This is a genomic window from Mesorhizobium sp. WSM4847 (assembly GCF_055811335.1).
The window spans coordinates 18,918-39,182 of record NZ_JBVVPY010000034.1; the positions used below are offsets into that span (position 1 = coordinate 18,918).

A 20,265-nucleotide genomic window follows, 5' to 3' on the forward strand; every position below is an offset into this window, starting at 1 on the left:
GCCCTTGCAAGCGGCAGGCAAAGACGTTACCTCACCAAGAAAGCCTACCGCATCGGCCCACAAATCGATATCGATTTTCCAAGAGCACGATGCGTGGATTCAAAGTGTTAGAGCGTACCTTATGCGTCCGATTGGACGCCACGTCGCCCTGATAAAACGGGACGTCCCGGAGCCGACCGATGACCTATGTCGTGACCGATAATTGCATAAAATGCAAATACATGGACTGCATCGAGGTCTGTCCGGTCGACTGTTTTTATGAGGGCGAGAACATGCTCGTCATTCATCCCGACGAGTGCATCGACTGTGGCGTCTGTGAACCGGAATGCCCGGCCGACGCGATCAAGCCGGACACCGAGCCAGGGCTCGACAAATGGCTGCAGATCAACACCGAATACGCCGATAAATGGCCCAATATCACCGCCAAGAAGGAGCCTCCGGCCGACGCCAAGTCCTTCGATGGCGAGGCCGGCAAGTTCGAAAAATATTTTTCTCCCGAGCCCGGCCAGGGTGACTAGCGCTCGACCGCGAAAATCGAAATCGATTTTCGGAAGGACTATGCGCCAGATCAAAGTGTCACAGCGTCCTTGCGCGTCCAAAACGAGCGCGTGGCACCGTAATGGCGACGCTGGTTTGATCGGCGTCACGCGTGCTGACAGGCACCGCACGTTAACTGCCTTGACAGGCGGAGATCGCGCTTGACCTTCGCGCGTGCAGCAAAACCTTGATTCTTCCGACTTTTTGTGCTACACGAACCAAACATGCCGGTGACACAACGTCGATTTATGGCGCAAACGCCCCAAATCACTGAAAGGTGAATTTTTCAATCCGGACCAGAGTGATCTGGGGCAGGCAGTCGCGACTATGCGATTTGCCGCCCTCGGCTTTTCCGGTGGGTTCGTAGTTGTGCGGCTAACGATCGGTACCCGATCGCGCGAGTTCGACCGGCAGAATGCCGGTTCCACACCAAGGAGTTCATGGCGTAATGGCAACAATCACCCCGCAGAAGAAGTCCAGCGCAGCGCGTCACGGTTTTAAGACGGGCGAGTACATCGTCTATCCGGCGCATGGCGTCGGCCAGATCGTCTCGATCGACGAGCAGGAAGTTGCGGGCCACAAACTGGAACTGTTCGTCATCGACTTCCAGAAGGACAAGATGCGTCTGAAGGTCCCGGTCGCCAAGGCGACCTCCATCGGCATGCGCAAGCTGTCGGAAGAGGATTACGTCGATCGCGCGCTGAAGGTCGTGCAGGGCCGCGCCCGCGTCAAGCGCACCATGTGGTCGCGCCGCGCCCAGGAATATGATGCGAAGATCAATTCCGGCGACCTGATCTCGATCTCGGAAGTTGTGCGCGACCTCTACCGCGCCGACAATCAGCCGGAGCAGTCCTATTCCGAACGCCAGCTTTATGAGGCGGCACTCGACCGCATGGCGCGCGAGATCGCGGCCGTCAACCGCATGTCGGAAACCGAAGCGGTGCGCCTCATCGAGGTGAACCTCAACAAGGGTCCGAAGCGCGGCGCCAAGGCCGACAACGAAGAAGCCGAGCAGGAAGAAGCAGCCTGAGCGCTTCTCGCCTTCGAATTTGGAAAAACCCGGCCTCGCGCCGGGTTTTTTTGTTGTTTGTGATGGTCACCCCAAAACCGCTACGCCGTTTTGGGCGACATGCATTAACCTTCGCCGCCGCCTTCCTTCTCCGCCTCCTGCTTCAGCGTCGCGATGAACCGCTTGGTTCGCTGGCGCTCCGGATTGCTGAACAAAACCGCGGCGGGGCCTTTCTCGACGACGCTGCCGGCGTCGAGGAACACCACCTCGTGCGCGATTTTGGAGGCGAGGCGCAAATCATGCGTCGCCATCACCATGGTGGTGCCCTCGCTGGCGAGCTGGCCGAGCACGTCGACCACCTCCTGCGCCAGTTCCGGATCGAGCGCCGAAGTCGGCTCGTCGCACAGCAGCACTTTCGGCGATGGCGCCAGCGCCCGGGCGATCGCCACGCGTTGCTGCTGGCCGCCTGACAACGTCGCCGGCCAGGCGTCGGCCTTGTGCGCCATTCCAACCTTTTCGAGCAGGGCGAGCGCCCGCTCGCGCGCTCGCCCGGCCGGCCATTTCAACACCGTCACCAGCCCCTCCATGACGTTTTCGATCGCCGTGCGGTGCGGAAACAGCTGGAAATTCTGGAACACCATGCCGGTCTGCAGCCGCAGGCGCTGGATAGCCGTGCCGGGAACCTTGCCGCCGGGATGGAATTCGAGCGCGTCGTCGCCGATGCGCACCGTGCCCGAGGTCGGGATCTCGAGCAGGTTGATGCAGCGCAGAAGCGTGCTTTTCCCACCGCCCGAGGGGCCGACAAGGGCGGTGACGCTGCCTTCCTCGATGGTGACGGTCACGCCCTTCAGCACGAGATTGTCACCAAAACGCTTCTCGATGTCGGTGAGGCCGATCATGCGCGCGCCTCGAGGAAGCCGCCATAGCGGTTGAGCCGCTTTTCCAGGCGCGTCTGCAACGCCGACAGCACCGAGCTCAGCGCCAGATAGAGAGCCGCCGCCTCGACATAGAGGATCAGCGGCTCATAGGTGGTGGCGACGATGCGCTGCGCCGCCTGGAACATCTCCGGCACCGTGATGGCTGCGGCCAGCGATGTGTCCTTGACCAACGAGATGAAAGTGTTGGACAGCGGCGGCACCGCGACGCGGCCCGCTTGTGGAAGGATAGTGCGTCGCATCGCCTGGCCCCAGGTCATGCCGATCGAATAGGCCGCCTCCCACTGCCCCTTCGGCACCGAGCCTATGACGGCGCGGATGATCTCCGACGTATAGGCGCCGATATTAAGTGTGAAGCCGATCAACGCGGCTGAAAAGGCGTCGAGCAGGATGCCGACCGAGGGCAGGCCGTAGAAGATCAGGAAGAGCTGCACCAGAAGCGGCGTGCCACGGAAGATCCAGACATAGAAGCGGACCACGGCGACCAGCGGCTTCGGGCCGAACAGCCGGACGAGCGCTGCGACCAGTCCTACGAAGAGACCGAATGCGAACGACAGCAGCGTTAGCGGCACGGTGAAGATCAGCGCGGCCCATAGCAGCGTGGGCAACGAATCCAGCATCAATTGCAGCCAGTGCGGCACGAAAACTCTCCTTGCGAGATTGCCGCCCAAAAATCGGCCCGGCAGCATCGAGGCGCGACCATAGTGTCGTCATATCACGCCAAAAGCGGCGGCCGTCAAAGACGGCTCGCCGCGATACTTTGCCATGCGGGCCGGCAACCGGCCCGCTCCGGGAAATGCGCTTACTTCGAAACGTCCTGGCCGAAGTAAGTGTCGGCGATCTTCTGGTAGGTGCCGTCGGACTTGATATCGGCCAGCGCCCGATTGATGGCGGCGACCAGTTCCGGATCGCCCTTGCGCACGAGGACGCCGGAATAGTCGGCATTTTCTTCCTGCGCGGCGATCTTCACGTTGGCGCCGGGTTTGTGCTTCTTGAAATCGAGGAAGGACAGGCTGTCGTTGATGGTGGCATCGGCGCGGCCGGTAAGAAGCAGCTGGATCGATTGGTCGAAACCATCGGTACCGACGAGTTCGGCGCCGTTCGCTTCGGCGAGCTTGCCGAAATTCGAGGTCAGCGACTGCGCCGCCTTCTTGCCCTTCAGGTCGGCAAAGCTCTTGATGTCGGTATTGTCGCCGCGCACGATCAGCACCGCCTTGGAAGCAATATAGGGATCGGAGAAATCATACTTGGCCTTGCGCTCCTCGGTGATGCCGACCTGGTTGATAACGGCGTCATAGCGCTCGGCGTCGAGGCCGGCGATCAGCCCATCCCATTTGCCTTCGAGGAATTCGGCCTTGACGCCGAGTCGCTCGGCGATCGCCTTGGCAATCTCGACGTCGAAGCCGACCAGTGCGCCCGAGGCATCATGATAGGTGAAGGGGGCATAGGCACCTTCCGTGCCGACCTTGAAGACACCGGCCTGCTTGATCTGATCGAGATTGGCGCCGGCATGGCCTGATGTGCCTGCCAGTACCTGCAGTGTTGCGGCGACGATAAGCGATTTGAGCCATTTCATTTTTCTGTGATCCCGTCATTGGCCGGCGTCCGGGGCCGGCGTCCGGCGCATTGTGAGCGCCGGAAACTGACAGATGCAGCCTGGCGAAATAAGGAACCAGATTTCAAAAATGAGACACTTTCGAAATCCAATTCTCAAAACCACATCGACTCACGCCAACCGGCCGAGGAGCGACCGCCGCATCGAGCTTTCGAACAGTGCAATCCACGCGACATCAGCGGCGGAACCATTCGCGCGGGTGGCACGTTTGTTGGCTGTTGTAGGGCGCGGCGTCGCCAATTCAACCACGATGCCAGCTCAGGGCGAGCGATCGCACCGCAACGCCCGGAACAGGGAGCGTGGCATGATGGAAGATACGGCAGGGCGAATCATGGTCCGCGCGGCGATGAAAGCCCCCTATCTCGAGCGCGACGAGGAGCATGTTCTCGCGCTGCGCTGGAAGGAAAACAACGACCAGCAGGCACTGCACCAAATCGCCATGGCGCATATGCGGCTGGTTATTTCCATGGCCTCGAAGTTCCGCCACTATGGCCTGCCCCTGGGCGACCTGGTGCAGGAAGGCCATGTCGGCCTGCTGGAGGCAGCGGCCCGTTTCGAACCGGAGCGCGAGGTGCGGTTTTCGACCTATGCGACATGGTGGATCCGTGCCTCGATGCAGGACTATATCCTGCGCAACTGGTCGATCGTGCGCGGCGGCACCAGTTCGGCGCAAAAGGCGCTGTTCTTCAATTTGCGGCGCCTGCGCGCCCGCTTGGCGAACGGTGCCGAGCCGATCTCGAACACCTCGCTCTACCGCGAGGTGTCGGTGGCGCTCGGCGTCTCCGAGGCGGATGTGGCGATGATGGACTCGCGCCTTTCGGCCCCGGACAGTTCGCTCAACCAGCCGCTCGCCGACGATGCGGGCGCCACCGAGCGAATGGATTTCCTGGTTTCGGACGATCCTTTGCCGGACGAAGTCGTGGGCGACACGATCGATGTCGAACGCCGCTCTATCTGGCTGAAAACCGCGCTCGGCGCGCTCAATGCCCGCGAGCTCAGGATCATCGAGGAACGCCGGCTGAGCGACGAGGGCGCGACGCTCGAAGCCCTCGGCGAGGCGCTTGGCATCTCCAAGGAACGCGTCCGCCAGATCGAGGCACGCGCCATGGAAAAGCTCAAGATAGCGCTGGTGAAGCAAAACCCCGAGTTTCTGGCGACCGCCGCCTAGGGTGTGTTGAGATTCAAGTCAGGACGAGTCGGAGTCGAAGACGGGCGCGAAGCGACCAAACCAGGTGGTTTCCGAGAACCGGAGCGGAGCGTACATAAAGTACGTGAGCACCGGCCTACGCCGGCCGGAGCCTTAACTGCCGCGACCGCTCATGAGTGCTCCGGCCGGCGAAGGTCGGAAGCGCAGGACAGGAAATTGCCGTTTGCGGGCCGGCATCACCTGAATATCGACACACCTTATCTGTCGGTGATGATCTTGACCTTGTCGCCGGCCGAAACGGCTGCGCCGGGCGACATTGCATTGAGCACCCTGAACAGGTCGAGCTTGCGGTCGACGCCGACCATCTGCGCCGCGAGCGAACCCATGGTCTGTCCGGGCCGGACCGTGACGACGCGGATATGCAGCGGCTTCAGCTCTGCTTTTTCGGCTGCGCTCAAGATCCGGAACGAGCCGCTGACCGAGCGCGCCACCGCGTCCAGCGAGGTGCTGGCGGAGGGGGCTGCCGTCAGCAGCCGGTAGACCTGGCCGCCGGCGCGGATCACCGCGATGCCGAACTGCCAGCCCTCGGCGCTGGCATGCGCCGTCGCCGCCTCGTTGCCGTTGATTGTTTCCTGGCGCACGCTGCTTTCGTCGAGACCGGCCACCCAGCCGCTGCGGAGGTAGTCGGTCAGCGATCGGTTCCTGTCGATCGAGACGCCGTCGAAGCGGATCGCTATGTCGCCCGGCCCGGTTGCCGTCACCGCCGCGGCCGAGTTGTCGATGATGAAGCCGTCGGGCACCGAGAACGACACGCCGAGCCCCGGATGCAGGAAGGTTTCGCCACGCACATAGCCTTCCTCCGGCGTATCGCCGTAGAGCAGCCCGTCTATGCCGGCGAGGAAGGCGTCGCGGTCGCGCGTGCCGACGCCGGGCGCGCCGAACTGGCGGGCATGGCGCTGCGCCAGATCGATGCGTTGCGGCGTGTTCGGGTGCGTTGCCAGGAAGTCGAGGCTGGCATCGGTGGCGCCGCTGATCGAGCGGAAATCGGTGTAGGCCGACATGGACTGCAGGAAGCGGCCGGCGGCAAACGGATCGAAGCCCGCCTCGCCGATCGACTTGATGCCGATGCCGTCGGCCTCCAGCTCCTGATTGCGCGAGAACTGGGCAAGCCGCAGCTTGCCGCGGATCAGTGCCGCCTTGGCGGTCGGGCTGTCGCCGAGCACATCCGAGACGACTTTTGTCGCAAAGCCTTCCTCGGCCTCGAGCTGCTGGCGCTGCAAGCCGTGGTTTGCAGTGACATGGCCCATCTCATGCGCGATGACCGCGGCGAGCTCGGCCGAATCGTTGGCCAGCGCCAACAGGCCGCGCGTGATGTAGAGATAGCCGCCAGGCAATGCGAAAGCGTTGACGTTGGGCGAATTGAGGATCGTGATGCGGTAGGTCTGGCTCGGGTTGGCCGAAACCACCGTCAGGCTGCCGACGACTTTGGCGACCATGCGCTCGAGCTTGGGATCGGAATATTCGCCGCCATAGGTCGCGAGGATGCGCGGATGCTGCGCCTTGGCCATTTCGGCGACCTTGCTGTTGGCGGCAACATTGTCGACGGTGACCGGTTTGCTGGAAGGCTGGAAGCCGGATTCCTGAACGTCCGGAGGCGTGAACATCTGGCAGCTTGCCAACGCCATGGCAAAGCCGGCCAGCGCCAGGAAGCGCGCCAGCGGTTTCCTTCTCACTCTGTCTGTGCCGGTCGGCAGAACAGCTTCCTTTCGGCTCTCAGCACATGGCCCGAAAATCGGGCATCGATTTTCAGATCATGCGCAAAATCAACTGCCACAGCGTCCTTCGAGCCCACGAGCGCGGATGGCACCGTAGTGGCAAATCACAACCTATGCCGGACCAGTATCGGAGGACCTAGCCACACTACTTTGACCATGGCAAGCAAACGCCACATCGCCTGAAGCCGGTTTGGCCGTAAATTATGTCCGCTTCCGGGCAACATCTCGTGATCCTGCGCCAAACGGACCTGCACCGATATAGCGCCGGAAGGCTTCCGGTCCAGCCTTGGTAAAAAAATCGGCGACAGTCCCGGTTGCGGCAACCGTGCCATTGTCCAGGAACACCATGTCCTGGCCGATACGGTGGGCGTCCTCCGGCTGATGGGTGACGAACAGCACCGTCATGCGCCGCTCCGCATGGACGTCGGCTACCAGATCGAGCATGTCGTCGCGCAACGCCGGTCCGAGCGAGGCGAACGGTTCGTCGAGCAAGAGCACCGGCCGGTCGCGCACCAGGACGCGGGCGAGTGCGACGCGCTGCCGCTCGCCGCCGGAGAGTTCGCGCGGCAGGCGCTGTTGCTTGCCGGCAAGGCCGACGCGCTTGAGCGCCGCGGCGATTGCAGCGTGGTCGGCCTCGGTCAGCCTGAGCGACGGCGAGCGGCCAAGGCCGACATTTCGTTCGACCGAAAGATGGGCGAAGAGATTGTTTTCCTGGAACACCATCGACACTGGCCGCGCCGAAGGTGGTTTACCGCCGACGTCGCCGCCACCGATCAGCACGCGGCCCGATTGCGGCGTCTCGAAGCCGGCCACCAGGTTGAGCAGCGTCGATTTTCCCGAGCCGCTCGGCCCCATGATGGCGGTGATCTTCGAGGCGGCGAACTCGACATCGAATAAAAACGGCGCTTCGCCATAGCTGAACGAGACCTTTTCCAGCCGCACAGCCGTACCGTTTTCGCTGTTGAGCATCATGATTTTTCTCCCCGTCCCAGCCAGTCCGCGGCCAGGACAAGCGCGAGACAGACCAGGCCGAGCAGCAATGCCAGGCCGGCCGCGTCCATCGTGCGGTAGCTGCCCATGCGGGCCAGCAAGAGATAAGGCAGCGTCTGCAGGGAGTCGCTGCCAAACAGGGCAATGACGCCGAGATCGCCGAGCGACAAAGCCATCGCGAACGCGAAGCCGGTGGCGAGCGGCCGCCGCAGCGACGGCCAGTCGACCAGCCGGAAACGGCTCCAGCCCGAAATGCCAAGCAGCAGACAGAGCCGTTCGTGACGTTCACTCGCCGCATCATAGCCGGGGCGAATGGCGCGGATGGCAAACGGCATCGCCATCACCGCATTGACGGCGACGACCATGACAGGGGCGATGGCAAAGACGTCGCTGACCGAACGCAGCAGCAGGAACCAGCCGGCGCCTATGACGACGGGCGGCACGACGAGGACGAAGCCGGCGCCGGTATCGGTGGCGTGTTCGAGCAGCGTCCCGGCGCCGACGCGACGCCTCAAGGCCAGCGCCCGTCGTGCCATGACCAGCGACAGCGACAGCGCCACTGCGAGCAGCGCCGCCAGCAAGGCGAGCACGGCGCTGGTCAGCGCCGCTTGCCGCACCGCGCTCTCGCCCGCCAGCCGGCCGAGATCGGCGCCAAGGCCTGACGTCACCGTGGCCGCCATCGGCCCGGCGACGAACAGCAAAGCGAGGATGATCAATGCTGCGTTCAGCACGGTCTCGGCGGCGCCGGCCGAAAGATAGCGGCGCGAAGCCACCGGCAGGTTGGCGTCGCCGACGGTATTGGCGCCGAGCCGCATCAATGCCAGCACGACGACGAAGGTCAGCGCGATCTGCAGCACTGTCAGCGTCACCGCTCGGGCAGGATCGAAATCGAAACGCAGCGCCTGGTAGATGGCGACCTCCAGCGTTGTCGCACGCGGCCCGCCGCCCAGCGTGAGTACGATGGTAAAGGATGTGATGCAGAGCATGAAGACAAGCCCGGCGACGCCCGGCAGCGCCGCGCGCAGCGTCGGCCATTCGATCAGCCGGAAGGCGGGCCTGGCGCCCATGCCAAGTTGGCTCGCCAGCCGCCACTGGTCGGCCGGCACTGTCGCAAGCGCTTCGAGGAACAGCCGCGTCGCCAGCGGCAGATTGAAGAAGACATGGGCGACGAGTATGCCGGACAGGCCGTATATGCCCGGCCAGCCCTGACCGCCGTTCGCGCTGAGCACGCCGGCGAAATAGCCGGCACGGCCATAGAGTGCCAGAATCCCGAGTGCTGCGACGATGGCCGGCAGCGCGAGCGGCACGGCGAAGAGCTGCAGGATCAGGCCGCGACCAAAGAAGCGCGGATGCCGCGACAGCGCCCGCGCCACGAACAGCGCCGGCACGACGGAGAGCAGCGTCGACAGCAATGCCTGCCACAACGTGAATCGGGCGACGCGGAAGAGGTAGGAATCGAAGGCCGACGCGGCGCCGGACGGATCGCGGGCGCCTTCGACGATGAGCCCGGCGAACGCGCCGCCGATCAGCAGCGCAACAGCGGCAAGCGCGATGGTGCCGGCGGTGATGCGGGGATCTCTACGATGGCCAGTGTGCATTCCGCGCTGCCCAACTTAACGGCGGGCGCTGAAAGATGGGATGTGGCTGAGGTCGAGTTCCCGCCCACCCCCCTCTGGCCTGCCGGCCATCTCCCCCACAAGGGGGGAGATTAGAAGCTTCACCCTCGCCTCAATCCTTCGACTGTTGCGATTGGCGAAAGCGGAAGTGACATCCGATCTCCCCCCTGGAGGGGGAGATGGCCGGCAGGCCAGAGGGGGGTGGCGTGGAGCGAACACCATGCAGAAATCTAAGTCCTACTTGCTCATCACCGACAGCCATTCGTCGACCCAGGCCTTGCGGTTGGCGGCGACCTCTTCGGGGCTTAACAGCAACGTCTTGGTCGGCTTGACGAGCTTGTCGAAAGCCGGATTGAGCGGCTTCTCGGTCTTGCCGGCAGGGAACATCCAGTTGGTCTCGGGAATGACATCCTGGAATTTCGGCCCGGTCATGAAAGTCAGGAACTGTTTCGCCAACGGGTTCTTCGCACCTGATTTGGTGATGCCGGCAACCTCGATCTGCAGATACGCGCCCTCGTCGAAGGACGCTGCCTGATAGCGTTGGGTGTTTTCGGCGACCATGTGATAGGCCGGCGACGTGGTATAGGACAGCACCATCGGCGCCTCGCCCTTGGTGAACAGGCCGTAGGCCTCGCTCCAGCCCGGCGTCACGGTGAGCACCTTTGCCTTAAGCTTGGCCCAGGCTTCGGGCGCCTTGTCGCCATAAACCGACTTCACCCACAACAGCAGGCCGAGACCGGGCGTCGAGGTGCGCGGATCCTGAATGACGATCTTTTCATCGGCATTGCCCTCGACCAATTCCTTCAGGCTCTTCGGCGGCGTCTTCAGCTTTTCGGTGTCGTAGACGACGGCGAAATAACCATAGTCGAACGGCACGAAAATATCGTCGCTCCAGCCGCCCGGCACCTTGACGTCGATGACGGCACCATGCGGCGAAAACAGGCCGGTGGCCTTGGCTTCCGCCGTCAGATTGGTGTCGAGGCCGAGCACGATGTCGGCCTTGGTCGTGGCCCCTTCCAGCCTGACGCGGTTGAGCAGGGCGACGCCGTCGGCGACCGCGACGAATTCGAGAATACAGCCGCATTCGGCCTCGAACGCCTTCTTGACCGCCGGGCCTGGACCCCATTCGGCGGTGAAGCTCTCATAGGTATAGACGGTGAGTTTTTCCTGCGCGGATGCCGGCCCGGTGCCGGCGAGAACGGTCGCCGCGAGCAGCACTGCCGAAACAAGTGTGTATAAAAACGTGCGCATCGGCGCCTCCTTCGTTGGCGTTGAAGGGAATTGAGGCGTCGGGTTGTCCGAAACGTCTAATCCCTCCGCCGGTACAAACCGGATCAGGTTCAGCGGGTTGGCAGGTTGCCTCTCAGCCGGTCCGCGAAGATCGCGTCCAGCACCCCGTTAGAGCGCTTCGACACATAGGCCCGGCCCATCTGCGGCGCAAGCGGAAGTTTGCCGGGCATCCAGACCGCGGCCTTCCGTTTCGCAAGCAGGGCTGGTAAGGGCCACGCATATGAGCAAATTCACCATCCTGCTTGGCGGCGACCTTATCCGCACGCCGCTGCTCGACCGCCAGGTCGAAGGCACGCGTGTCATCGCCGCCGACGCCGGCATCAGCCATGCCCGGACTCTGCGCCTGACGCCGGAACTCTGGGTCGGCGACTTCGATTCGGTGCCGGCGGATTTGCCGGACGAGCTCGCCGCCGTGCCGCGCCAGGTGTTTCCGGCAGAAAAGGACAAGACCGACGGCGAACTGGCTATCGCCGCCGCGCTCGAACGCGGCGCGACCAGCCTCGTGCTCGCCGGCGCGTTCGGCGGCAAGCGCACCGACCACGCCTTCCTGCACCTGGCGCTCGGCGTCCGGCTGGCCGAGGCAGAGACAGAGGTGCTTTTGACCAGTGGCGCACAGGAAGGCGTCCCCTTGCTTCCCGGAAAGGCCGGCTTCGACTACGCCGACGGCACGCTGTTTTCGATTCTCGGCTTCTCCGACCTTGCCGGTCTGACCGTGACCGGCGCCAAATGGCCGCTGAACCATGTCGAGGTGGCGTTCGGCTCGTCGCTGACCATTTCCAACGAGGTCAAGGGCCGGCTCGAAGTCGCGCTGGGCAGCGGCCGCGCGCTGTTGCTCGCCCATCCATTCCCCCTACCTGAAAGCTGACATGGCGCCGCTGCTTCTCAATCTCGACGGGATAAAACTGACCTTCGGTGGCACGCCGCTGCTCGACGGGACGGAACTGACGGCGTCGGCGGGCGACAAGATCGCTCTGGTCGGCCGCAACGGCTCGGGCAAGTCGACGTTGCTGAAGATCGCTGCGGGATTGATCGAGCCGCAGGATGGCGAGGTGTTCCGCCAGCCTTCGGCAACAGTGCGCTACCTGCCGCAAATGCCCGACATGGATGGTTTCGCCAGCGTCCGCGCCTATGTCGAGGCGGGGCTCGGACCCGCCGACGATCCCTACCGCGCCACCTATCTGATGGAGCATCTCGGCCTGTCCGGCGAGGAACGGCCGAACGATCTCTCCGGCGGTGAAGCCCGCCGTGCTGCCCTGGCACGCGTCATGGCGCCGGAGCCCGACATTCTCCTCCTCGATGAGCCGACCAACCATCTCGACCTGTCGGTCATCGAATGGCTGGAGGAGGAGCTTGCCCGCACCTCTTCGGCGCTGATCGTCATCTCGCACGACCGCCGCTTCCTCGAGCGCGTGTCGCGCGCCACCGTCTGGCTCGATCGTGGCCAGACCCGCAGGCTGGACAAGGGTTTTGGCCATTTCGAGGAATGGCGCGACACCGTGCTGGAAGAAGAAGAGCGCGAGCAGCACAAGCTTGGCCGCCAGATCGTTCGCGAGGAGCACTGGTTGCGCTATGGCGTGACGGCAAGGCGCAAGCGCAACATGCGCCGGCTCGGCGAACTGCAGACCATGCGCCAGCGCTTTCGCGGCCATCGCGGCGCCGAGGGTGCGGCGACCATGGTGGCCAGCGACGCCGCCGAATCCGGCAAGCTGGTGATCGAGGCCAGGAACATCGAGAAGAGCTTTGGCGACCTCACCGTGGTCAGGGGTTTCTCGACCCGCATCCAGCGCGGTGACCGCGTTGGCCTGGTCGGCCCGAACGGCGTCGGCAAGACGACGCTGCTGAAGATGCTGACCGGCGAATTGAAGCCGGACTCAGGCACGGTGCGACTCGGCACCAATCTGGAGATCGCCACGCTCGACCAGAAACGCGAGGCGGTCGACCCGCAAGAGACGCTGGCGCAGTATCTCACCGACGGCCGCGGCGAGAACCTTGTCATCAACGGCGAGCAGCGCCACGTCGTCTCCTACATGAAGGACTTCCTGTTCAAGCCGGAACAGGCGCGCACGCCGGTGCGCGAGCTTTCGGGCGGCGAGCGGGCGCGGCTGCTACTCGCCCGTGTGCTGGCGCGGCCGGCAAATCTTTTGGTGCTGGACGAGCCGACCAACGATCTCGACATGGAGACGCTGGAACTGCTGCAGGAACTGGTCGCCGGTTTTGCCGGCACCGTCATCCTGGTCAGCCACGACCGCGATTTCCTCGACCGCACGGTGACCAGCCTGATCGCGCCGGAAGGCGGCGGCCGCTGGATCGAATATGCAGGCGGCTATTCCGACATGCTGGCGCAGCGCGGCGGCACCAGGCTGGACGACCGCAAGGCACGGCCGAAGGCCGAGACGAGTGAAGTGGCGGCGGCAGCCAGGACCGAGGCAACTGCGCCGAAGGGCCCGGCGAAAAAACTGTCGTTCAAGCAGAAATTCGCGCTGGAATCGCTGCCCAAGAAGATCGACGCGGTGACCGCCTCGATATCACGGCTGGAGGACAATATCGCCGACCCGGCCTATTACGAGCGCGACCCGGCCTCATTCCAGAAGACCATCGCCGCGCTCGACAAGGAGCGCGCCACGCTGGCAGCGCTCGAGTCGGAATGGCTGGAACTTGAATTGCTGCGCGAGGAGATGGAGGGGTAGACGCTTCGCCGTTGCTCCAACACGACAATGCGCATACATTATGCGCATTCTGCGGAGGTTATCATGCGAAAGATAGCTATGAATGCGGTTCGTCAGCCGGCAAATCTGTCGATCGACTCAAAGCTCATGAAGGAAGCCAAGGGACTCGATGTGAATGTCTCGCGCGCCGCCGAAGCCGGTATCGCAGAGGCGGTGGCTGCCGAAAAAGCCCGACTATGGAAACTTGAGAATCGCGCCACAATAGAAGCGTGGAACGAATACGTCGAAAAGCACGGTATTCCGTTGGAAGAACATCGGCAGTTCTGATGGCACGCTATGATGTCTTCGCGGGTCGGGTCGAAGGCAGCTATTTGCTGGACGTCCAATCCGACCTGCTCGACGATTTTAAAACACGGGTGGTGATCCCGCTGCTTCCGACAACAATGACGCCGCCGCCGATGCGAAAGCTCCATCCCCTCGTCGAGATCAATGGGCGAAAATTGGTTGTGGCCACCCATCTGATCGCCACGGTTCCGGCAAAGGAATTGGGCGAAAGTCGACTGAATATCTCCAGGCATCAAGACGACATCGTGGCCGCGCTCGACATGCTGTTCCAGGGCTTCTGAGCCGAAGAGAGGCTGGTGAGCCGGCCTCAGCCCGCCTCTTTTGTTTGCCAGGCCTTCAGCGCCTCGTCGAACACCTTCTCGCCGGGAATGCCCTTTTCCATGGTGAGCAGCGCCCGCCGTCCGGTCTTGTAGACGACCGGCACGTCGATCCATTTCTGGCCCCGCAGCAGGGTCAGATTGGCGTCTTCGTCCGGCTTTGTGTCGTTGAGAGCCACCAGGAAGAAGCCGTCGGCGATCTTGGCCGGGATGCCGATCAGTGGACTGCCGGCATCCTGTTCAGAGCCCTTCATGGCGACGCGCAGGATGTTGTCGACACCGCCGCCGTCGAAACCATCGGGCGTCAGGAAAATCATCTCGATGATGTGGCTGGCCGGCAGCGTCTGGTCGGTGTTGCGGCGGATGGTCATGCGCAACTGCACGTCCTTGCCCGGAATGCTCGCCTCGGCGCGGATTGCCGGCTCGGGCGGCAGATTGCCGCCGGGCGATTCCTGCACCAGCGACCAGACGATGCTGCCGGGCTCGGCCGAGCCTTGCGCGGTGCTGGTGCGCTCCTCGTAGAAGATCGCCTTCTGGCCGACCGCCAGCGCGGTTTCCGCAGGCGCGGCTGTCGGTGCAGCACCCGGCGCGGCACCCGGGGCCGGCGCTGCCGGCGCGGCTGCGCTATCGGTCGGCGCCGCCGGCGCCGGCGGCGTGCCGTCGGCAGGCGGTGTTGCGGGCGCCGCACCCGGCGTTGCGGGCACAGTCGTGGCTGGCGGATCACCGGCCGGCGCTGCAGGCGCAGGTGCGGCCGGCGGCGGCGTGGTCAGTGCTGCGACGGATTCGCCCTCTCCGATGCCGCCTTGTCCTGAAGCGGGGCCGGGATCGACCTCACCGCCCTCCGGTGTCAGCCGCTGGGTGAACTTTGTGCCCTCGGCATCGGCTGGAGCCGCTGCGGCCGGGGCCCTTGCCGCAGCATCGGCAGCCGGCCGCTCGGCCGGGCTCGGCTTCACCAGCGGTTCTACGGTTGCGACCGTCGTGCTGTTGAGACCCAGCATGTTGCTGAACGCGTCCTTGTTCAGCCAGATGCCGTAGCCGCCGCCCGCGATGACGAGCAAGGCGATGACAGCGGCGATCAGCCCGCCATAGCTGCGCCTGCGCTCGGCAGGATGCTGACGCTGAAAAGTGTCCGGCGCCGGCTCCTCGTCGTTGGGGAAGACATCGTCTCTAAAGCTATCGCTGTTCTCGTACGCCGCTGGAAGATCCGCGTCCGAAGGCTCCGCATCGGTGCCCTCTGGAGGCGGTTTTTGCCAATTCAGCGAGGCTTTGGCGGCAGGTGCCGGCTGCCATTCCGGCTCGGTCTTGGCCGGCTGCCATGCCGGCTCGGCCTTTGCCGGCTGTCGGACATGGCTGGGTTGGTTCTTGTTGCGGTCGATGGAGGAGAAGATGTCCTCCAGCTCCGACAGCGGATCGGATACCGGCGCAGGCTTGGCGTAGCCCCGCTCGACGATGGCGATGGCATCTTCCAGAGTGCGCTTATGCTGGGCAACGACCGACGGCGCCAGCGGCGGCATGTTCTTCGCAAGCTTGTCCGCGATTGTCGAACGGGCCTTGTCATAGACCCTGGCGCGTATCTCCGGCGTCGGATTTCCAAGACCGTCGAGCGTCTTTTTCAGAGCACCAACAAAATCTGCCATGCTTCAGTCGACCTGCATTTCGTTTCTGGGCCGGCCCCCGCAAATCGGCCGCGATGCCCGGAACAGCTTGGAATCTAGTCTTGAAACGGATCGGTCACAAGTATTGTGTCGTCCCGTTCAGGGCTGGTGGAAAGGAGTGCGACCGGCGCGCCGATCAGTTCCTCGATGTGACGGACATATTTGACTGCCTGGGCCGGCAGATCGTTCCAGCTTCTGGCGCCAGCGCTGGTGCCTTTCCAGCCCTCCAGCGTCTCGTAGACCGGTTCGACGCGCGCCTGCGCACCCTGGCTGGCCGGCAGATAGTCGATCGCCTCGCCATCGAGGCGGTAGCCGGTGCAGACCTTGATCTCGTCCAGCCCGTCGAGCACGTCGAGCTTGGTCAGGGCGATGCCCTTGATGCCGTTTACGGCGACGGCTTGGCGAACCAGCACGGCATCGAACCAGCCGCAGCGGCGCTTGCGGCCGGTGACGACGCCGAACTCGTGGCCGCGCGTGCCCAGGAACTCGCCGATCTCGTTCTTCTGTTCGGTCGGGAACGGACCTTCGCCGACACGCGTCGTATAGGCCTTGGTGATGCCGAGCACATAACCGATGGCACCCGGGCCGACGCCGGATCCGGCGGCCGCTTGGCCAGCCACCGTGTTGGACGAGGTGACGAACGGATAGGTGCCGTGGTCGATGTCGAGCAGCGTGCCCTGCGCGCCCTCGAACAGGATGCGTTCGCCGGCACGGCGCTTGTCGTCGAGGATCTTCCAGACGCGGTCCATATAGGGCAGGATCTCGTCGGCGACCGAAATCAGCTCACTCATGATTGCGCCATGCGTGACTTCGGAGTGGCCGAGCCCGCGGCGCAGCGCATTGTGATGCGTCAGCAGCCTGTCGACCTTCAAGGGCAGCGTTTCCAAATCCGCCAAATCCATCACCCTGACTGCGCGCCGGCCCACCTTATCCTCATAAGCGGGGCCGATGCCGCGACGGGTCGTGCCGATTTTCGTTCCCGAATTGGAGGCGGCGTCTTCGCGGAATCCGTCCAACTCCCGGTGCAAGGACAGGATAAGCGCGGTGTTTTCGGCTATTTTCAGGCGCTCCGGCGTCACCTCGACCCCTTGCGCCTTCAATTTCGTTACTTCCGCGACGAAGGCATGCGGGTCGAAGACGACGCCATTGCCGATGATGGACAGCTTGCCTTGCCGCACCACGCCGGACGGCAGCAGCGACAGCTTGTAGACCTTGCCGTCGACGACCAGCGTATGGCCGGCATTGTGGCCGCCCTGGAAGCGCACGACGACGTCGGCGCGTTCCGACAGCCAGTCGACGATCTTGCCTTTGCCCTCGTCGCCCCATTGCGAGCCGACGACCACCACATTGGCCATGTTTCTTTTCCCTTGAGGCGCCGCTCCGAGCGGCTTGAATGGTTCGAAACGACAGGCTTCTATCGCATCGGCCAGAAAATCGGAATCGATTTTCGGATAGCACGACGCGAACGTTCAAAGCCTTGAGACGCGTACTTTGTGCGTCCAGGTGGACGTACGTCGTTCTATAACGTCAACACCCGGCGAGCGCGACCATTCTTTGCCGCCGAAAGCGCCCTCAGGCACAACAATTTTCGCGTTTGACATCATTTACTTGGGCGAACCACCACAATAGGTCGGCAATGACCCTGCCCACCCCGGCTGGAATTTCGCGATGCATCGAACCGCCTATCTGTTCCTGCTGTTCACCACCTTGCTGTGGGGCGGCAACTCCGTGGCCGGCAAGCTGGCAGTCGACCATATTTCGCCGATGACGCTGGTCTTCCTGCGCTGGGTCCTGGCCGTTCTGATCATGCTGCCGATCGGCTGGCGAACGCTGCGCGAGGACTGGCCGGTGGTGCGCAGGCATTGGTTGCTGCTTGGCGGGCTCGGCGCTTGCGGCTTCACCTTTTTCAACGCGATCTTCTACACGGCGCTCAACTACACGACGGCGATCAACGTCTCGATCGAGCAGGCGGCAATCCCGATCGTCATCATCCTCGCCAATTTCGTGCTGTTTCGCCTGCGTGTGAACCGGGTGCAGATCGCCGGTGTCGTGCTGACGATCATCGGCGTCGCCCTGACCGCCAGCCACGGCGATCTGCGCCAGCTTCTCAAGCTGGACCTCAACTTCGGCGACGCCATCATGCTGATCGCGGTGCTTTGCTACAGCTTCTACTCGGTCGGGTTGCGGCTGAAGCCGGCCATACGCTGGCAAAGCCTGATGCTGGCGCTGTCGATTGCCGCACTGGTGACCTCGCTGCCTTTCTTCCTCTGGGAGGTGGCTGCCGGCAAGGTCATCATCCCCGATGCGCGCGGCTGGGCGATAGCGTTCTACACTGCGATCGGCGCTTCGGTCGTCTCACAGATTTTTTATATCAGGGGCATCGAACTGATCGGCGCCAACCGGGCCGGCCTGTTCATCAACCTGGTGCCGATCTTCGGCACGCTGCTGTCGGTGCTGATCGTCGGTGAGACATTCCAGCTCTATCAGGGCGTGGCCCTCGTGCTGGTGCTCGGCGGCATCAGCCTGGCCGAATACAGCGGACGTAAAATGGCGACTTGACAGCCGGAAACCTGTGACGGGCCGTGAAAGAACCCTGTCGATATTTCGACGCCATTGTCGAAACGCCCCGTGGGCTTACAAGGCCCGCGGGGCGCTCGCGCATGATTCAGGCGACGCCGACGTCGAAATGCAGCCGCTTGGCGGAGTCGATCGACTTGTGCGCCCGCACCTGTTCCAGCACCTTCTCCGGGAACGGCGCATCGAGATAGAGCAGCGCGATGGCATCGCCGCCAGGCCGGTTGCGGCCGAGCTGGAAGTTGGCGATGTTGACGCCGTTCTCGCCGCAGACCGTGCCGAGCAGGCCGATGATGCCGGGCGCGTCGGCATTCGTCGTGTACAGCATGTGCTGACCGACCTCGGCGTCGAGGTTGATGCCCTTGATCTGGATGAAGCGCGGCTTGCCGTCCGAGAAGCAGGTGCCGGCGATCGCACGTGTCTTGTGCTCGGTCTTGACCGTCAGCTTGATATAGCCGTCGAACACGCCCGATTTGTCGCGCTTGACCTCGGCGACGATGATGCCGCGCTCCTTGACCATGATCGGCGCCGAAACCATGTTGACGTCGGAGACCTGCGGCCGGATCAGCCCGGCAAGTGTGGCGCTGATCAGCGCGCGCGTGTTCATCGTCGCGGTCGAGCCGTCGAACAGGATCTCGACCTCCTTGATCGGATCCTCGGTGACCTGGCCGACAAAGGCGCCGAGCACTTCGGCCAGCTTGACGAAGGGTTTTAGGCGCGGCGCTTCCTCGGCGGTGATCGACGGCATGTTGATGGCGTTGGAAACGGCGCCCTTGATCAGGTAGTCGGCCATCTGCTCGGCGACCTGCAGAGCGACATTCTCCTGCGCCTCCATCGTCGATGCGCCGAGATGCGGCGTCGCCACCACATTCTCCATGCCGAACAGCTCGCTTTTCTCCGCCGGCTCGACCTCGAACACGTCGATGCCGGCGCCTGCCACCTTGCCGCTTTTCAACGCCGCGATCAGGTCGGCCTCGACGATCAGCCCGCCACGGGCGCAGTTGATGATGCGCACGCCGGTCTTCATTTTGGCGATCGCCGAAGCGTCGATGATGTTGCGCGTCTTGTCGGTCAAGGGCGTGTGCAGGGTGATGAAATCGGCGCGGGCGAACAGCTCGTCGAGTTCCACCTTCTCGACGCCGAGCTCCTCGGCGCGACTGTCCGACAGGAACGGATCGAAGGCGATGACGTGCATCTTCAGGCCAACGCCGCGCGTAGCGACGATCGAGCCGATATTGCCGCAGCCGATGATGCCAAGCGTCTTGCCGGTGATCTCGGTGCCCATGAAGCGGTTCTTTTCCCACTTGCCGGCATGGGTCGAGGCATTAGCTTCCGGTATCTGGCGGGCCAGCGCGAAGATCATGGCGACGGCATGCTCGGCGGTGGTGATCGAATTGCCGAAGGGCGTGTTCATCACGATGATGCCCTTGCGGCTCGCCGCCGGGATGTCGACATTGTCGACGCCGATGCCGGCGCGGCCGACCACCTTGAGCCTTGTGGCGGCGTCGATCAGCTTTTCGGTGACTTTGGTCGCCGAACGGATGGCGAGGCCGTCATACTGGCCGATCACTTCGAGCAGCTTTTCCTTGTCCTTGCCGAGATCGGGCAGGTAGTCGACCTCGATGCCGCGATCCCTGAAGATCTGCACGGCGGTGGTGGAGAGTTTGTCTGAGACGAGAACGCGGGGCATGGGCTTCATCCTTTGCGATTGGCGCCCCTCCCCTGACGGGAGGGTCGGCGCGAAGTGCCGGGGTGGGGTGGTTGCGGCCGGGCGTGGCCGAAATCTTTTTCTTC

Annotated in this window: 18 protein-coding genes and 1 riboswitch; of the genes, 8 read left to right on the forward strand and 10 right to left on the reverse strand. The window is 63.5% G+C overall.

What is annotated here, in order from left to right:
• Positions 1-179: 179 nt before the first annotated feature.
• Both fdxA and AC0L28_RS31480 read left to right on the forward strand, forming a co-directional pair.
• A complete protein-coding gene (gene fdxA, locus AC0L28_RS31475) occupies positions 180-518 on the forward strand; it encodes a ferredoxin FdxA (protein ID WP_023803892.1) in 339 nt (112 codons plus the stop codon).
• Between the two features lie 467 nt (positions 519-985).
• Positions 986-1,567, forward strand: coding sequence for a CarD family transcriptional regulator (locus tag AC0L28_RS31480; RefSeq protein WP_027152934.1), 582 nt, complete (start codon positions 986-988; stop codon positions 1,565-1,567).
• Between the two features lie 104 nt (positions 1,568-1,671).
• Here AC0L28_RS31480 and AC0L28_RS31485 read toward each other — a convergent pair whose 3' ends face one another.
• From AC0L28_RS31485 to AC0L28_RS31495, 3 genes are all read right to left on the reverse strand, one after another.
• A complete protein-coding gene (locus tag AC0L28_RS31485; protein WP_473482282.1) occupies positions 1,672-2,445 on the reverse strand; it encodes an amino acid ABC transporter ATP-binding protein in 774 nt (257 codons plus the stop codon).
• A complete protein-coding gene (locus tag AC0L28_RS31490) occupies positions 2,442-3,122 on the reverse strand; it encodes an amino acid ABC transporter permease (protein ID WP_128170983.1) in 681 nt (226 codons plus the stop codon). Before AC0L28_RS31490 ends, AC0L28_RS31485 begins: the two co-directional genes overlap by 4 nt.
• 161 nt (positions 3,123-3,283) lie before the next feature.
• Positions 3,284-4,057, reverse strand: a complete 774-nt coding sequence (locus AC0L28_RS31495) for an amino acid ABC transporter substrate-binding protein (RefSeq protein WP_473482284.1) — start codon at positions 4,055-4,057, stop codon at positions 3,284-3,286.
• A 343-nt stretch (positions 4,058-4,400) separates the two neighbouring features.
• Between AC0L28_RS31495 and AC0L28_RS31500 the strand changes: the two genes are divergently transcribed.
• On the forward strand, positions 4,401-5,264 hold the full coding sequence (locus tag AC0L28_RS31500; protein ID WP_473482286.1) for an RNA polymerase factor sigma-32: 864 nt from the start codon (positions 4,401-4,403) through the stop codon (positions 5,262-5,264).
• A 236-nt stretch (positions 5,265-5,500) separates the two neighbouring features.
• Here AC0L28_RS31500 and AC0L28_RS31505 read toward each other — a convergent pair whose 3' ends face one another.
• The 4 genes from AC0L28_RS31505 to thiB form a co-directional block, all read right to left on the reverse strand.
• Positions 5,501-6,928: a M48 family metalloprotease gene (locus tag AC0L28_RS31505; protein WP_051505606.1), complete on the reverse strand. Its 1,428-nt coding sequence runs from the start codon at positions 6,926-6,928 to the stop codon at positions 5,501-5,503.
• A gap of 291 nt (positions 6,929-7,219) precedes the next feature.
• Positions 7,220-7,990 (reverse strand): thiamine ABC transporter ATP-binding protein, encoded by a 771-nt coding sequence (gene thiQ / locus AC0L28_RS31510; protein WP_128170980.1) that lies wholly within the window; start codon positions 7,988-7,990, stop codon positions 7,220-7,222.
• Positions 7,987-9,606 (reverse strand): thiamine/thiamine pyrophosphate ABC transporter permease, encoded by a 1,620-nt coding sequence (gene thiP / locus AC0L28_RS31515; RefSeq protein ID WP_128170979.1) that lies wholly within the window; start codon positions 9,604-9,606, stop codon positions 7,987-7,989. Before thiP ends, thiQ begins: the two co-directional genes overlap by 4 nt.
• Positions 9,607-9,861: 255 nt before the next feature.
• The gene (gene thiB / locus AC0L28_RS31520) at positions 9,862-10,875 is read right to left on the reverse strand and encodes a thiamine ABC transporter substrate binding subunit (RefSeq protein WP_473482288.1); all 1,014 of its coding nucleotides are present in this window, start codon (positions 10,873-10,875) and stop codon (positions 9,862-9,864) included.
• 43 nt (positions 10,876-10,918) lie between these two features.
• Positions 10,919-11,032, reverse strand: a riboswitch (TPP riboswitch).
• Between the two features lie 102 nt (positions 11,033-11,134).
• On the opposite strand from thiB, the gene AC0L28_RS31525 reads away from it, so the two are divergent.
• From AC0L28_RS31525 to AC0L28_RS31540, 4 genes are all read left to right on the forward strand, one after another.
• Positions 11,135-11,779 carry a thiamine diphosphokinase gene (locus tag AC0L28_RS31525; RefSeq protein ID WP_128170977.1) on the forward strand — a complete coding sequence of 215 codons (645 nt, stop codon included), beginning with the start codon at positions 11,135-11,137 and terminating at the stop codon, positions 11,777-11,779.
• 1 nt (position 11,780) lies between these two features.
• A complete protein-coding gene (locus AC0L28_RS31530) occupies positions 11,781-13,601 on the forward strand; it encodes an ABC-F family ATP-binding cassette domain-containing protein (RefSeq protein WP_287259291.1) in 1,821 nt (606 codons plus the stop codon).
• A gap of 63 nt (positions 13,602-13,664) precedes the next feature.
• Positions 13,665-13,907, forward strand: a complete 243-nt coding sequence (locus AC0L28_RS31535) for a type II toxin-antitoxin system CcdA family antitoxin (RefSeq protein WP_091593381.1) — start codon at positions 13,665-13,667, stop codon at positions 13,905-13,907.
• Complete coding sequence (locus tag AC0L28_RS31540; protein WP_473482291.1) at positions 13,907-14,206, forward strand: CcdB family protein; 300 nt, start codon at positions 13,907-13,909, stop codon at positions 14,204-14,206. Before AC0L28_RS31535 ends, AC0L28_RS31540 begins: the two co-directional genes overlap by 1 nt.
• A 26-nt stretch (positions 14,207-14,232) precedes the next feature.
• On the opposite strand, the gene AC0L28_RS31545 is transcribed toward AC0L28_RS31540, so the two are convergent.
• Positions 14,233-15,879 (reverse strand): hypothetical protein, encoded by a 1,647-nt coding sequence (locus AC0L28_RS31545; RefSeq protein WP_473482293.1) that lies wholly within the window; start codon positions 15,877-15,879, stop codon positions 14,233-14,235.
• A gap of 74 nt (positions 15,880-15,953) precedes the next feature.
• Positions 15,954-17,252 carry an adenylosuccinate synthase gene (locus tag AC0L28_RS31550; protein ID WP_128245963.1) on the reverse strand — a complete coding sequence of 433 codons (1,299 nt, stop codon included), beginning with the start codon at positions 17,250-17,252 and terminating at the stop codon, positions 15,954-15,956.
• A gap of 313 nt (positions 17,253-17,565) precedes the next feature.
• On the opposite strand from AC0L28_RS31550, the gene AC0L28_RS31555 reads away from it, so the two are divergent.
• Positions 17,566-18,456 carry a DMT family transporter gene (locus AC0L28_RS31555; RefSeq protein ID WP_128245962.1) on the forward strand — a complete coding sequence of 297 codons (891 nt, stop codon included), beginning with the start codon at positions 17,566-17,568 and terminating at the stop codon, positions 18,454-18,456.
• Between the two features lie 106 nt (positions 18,457-18,562).
• Here AC0L28_RS31555 and serA read toward each other — a convergent pair whose 3' ends face one another.
• Positions 18,563-20,161 carry a phosphoglycerate dehydrogenase gene (serA, locus tag AC0L28_RS31560; RefSeq protein WP_031255292.1) on the reverse strand — a complete coding sequence of 533 codons (1,599 nt, stop codon included), beginning with the start codon at positions 20,159-20,161 and terminating at the stop codon, positions 18,563-18,565.
• Positions 20,162-20,265: the final 104 nt, after the last annotated feature.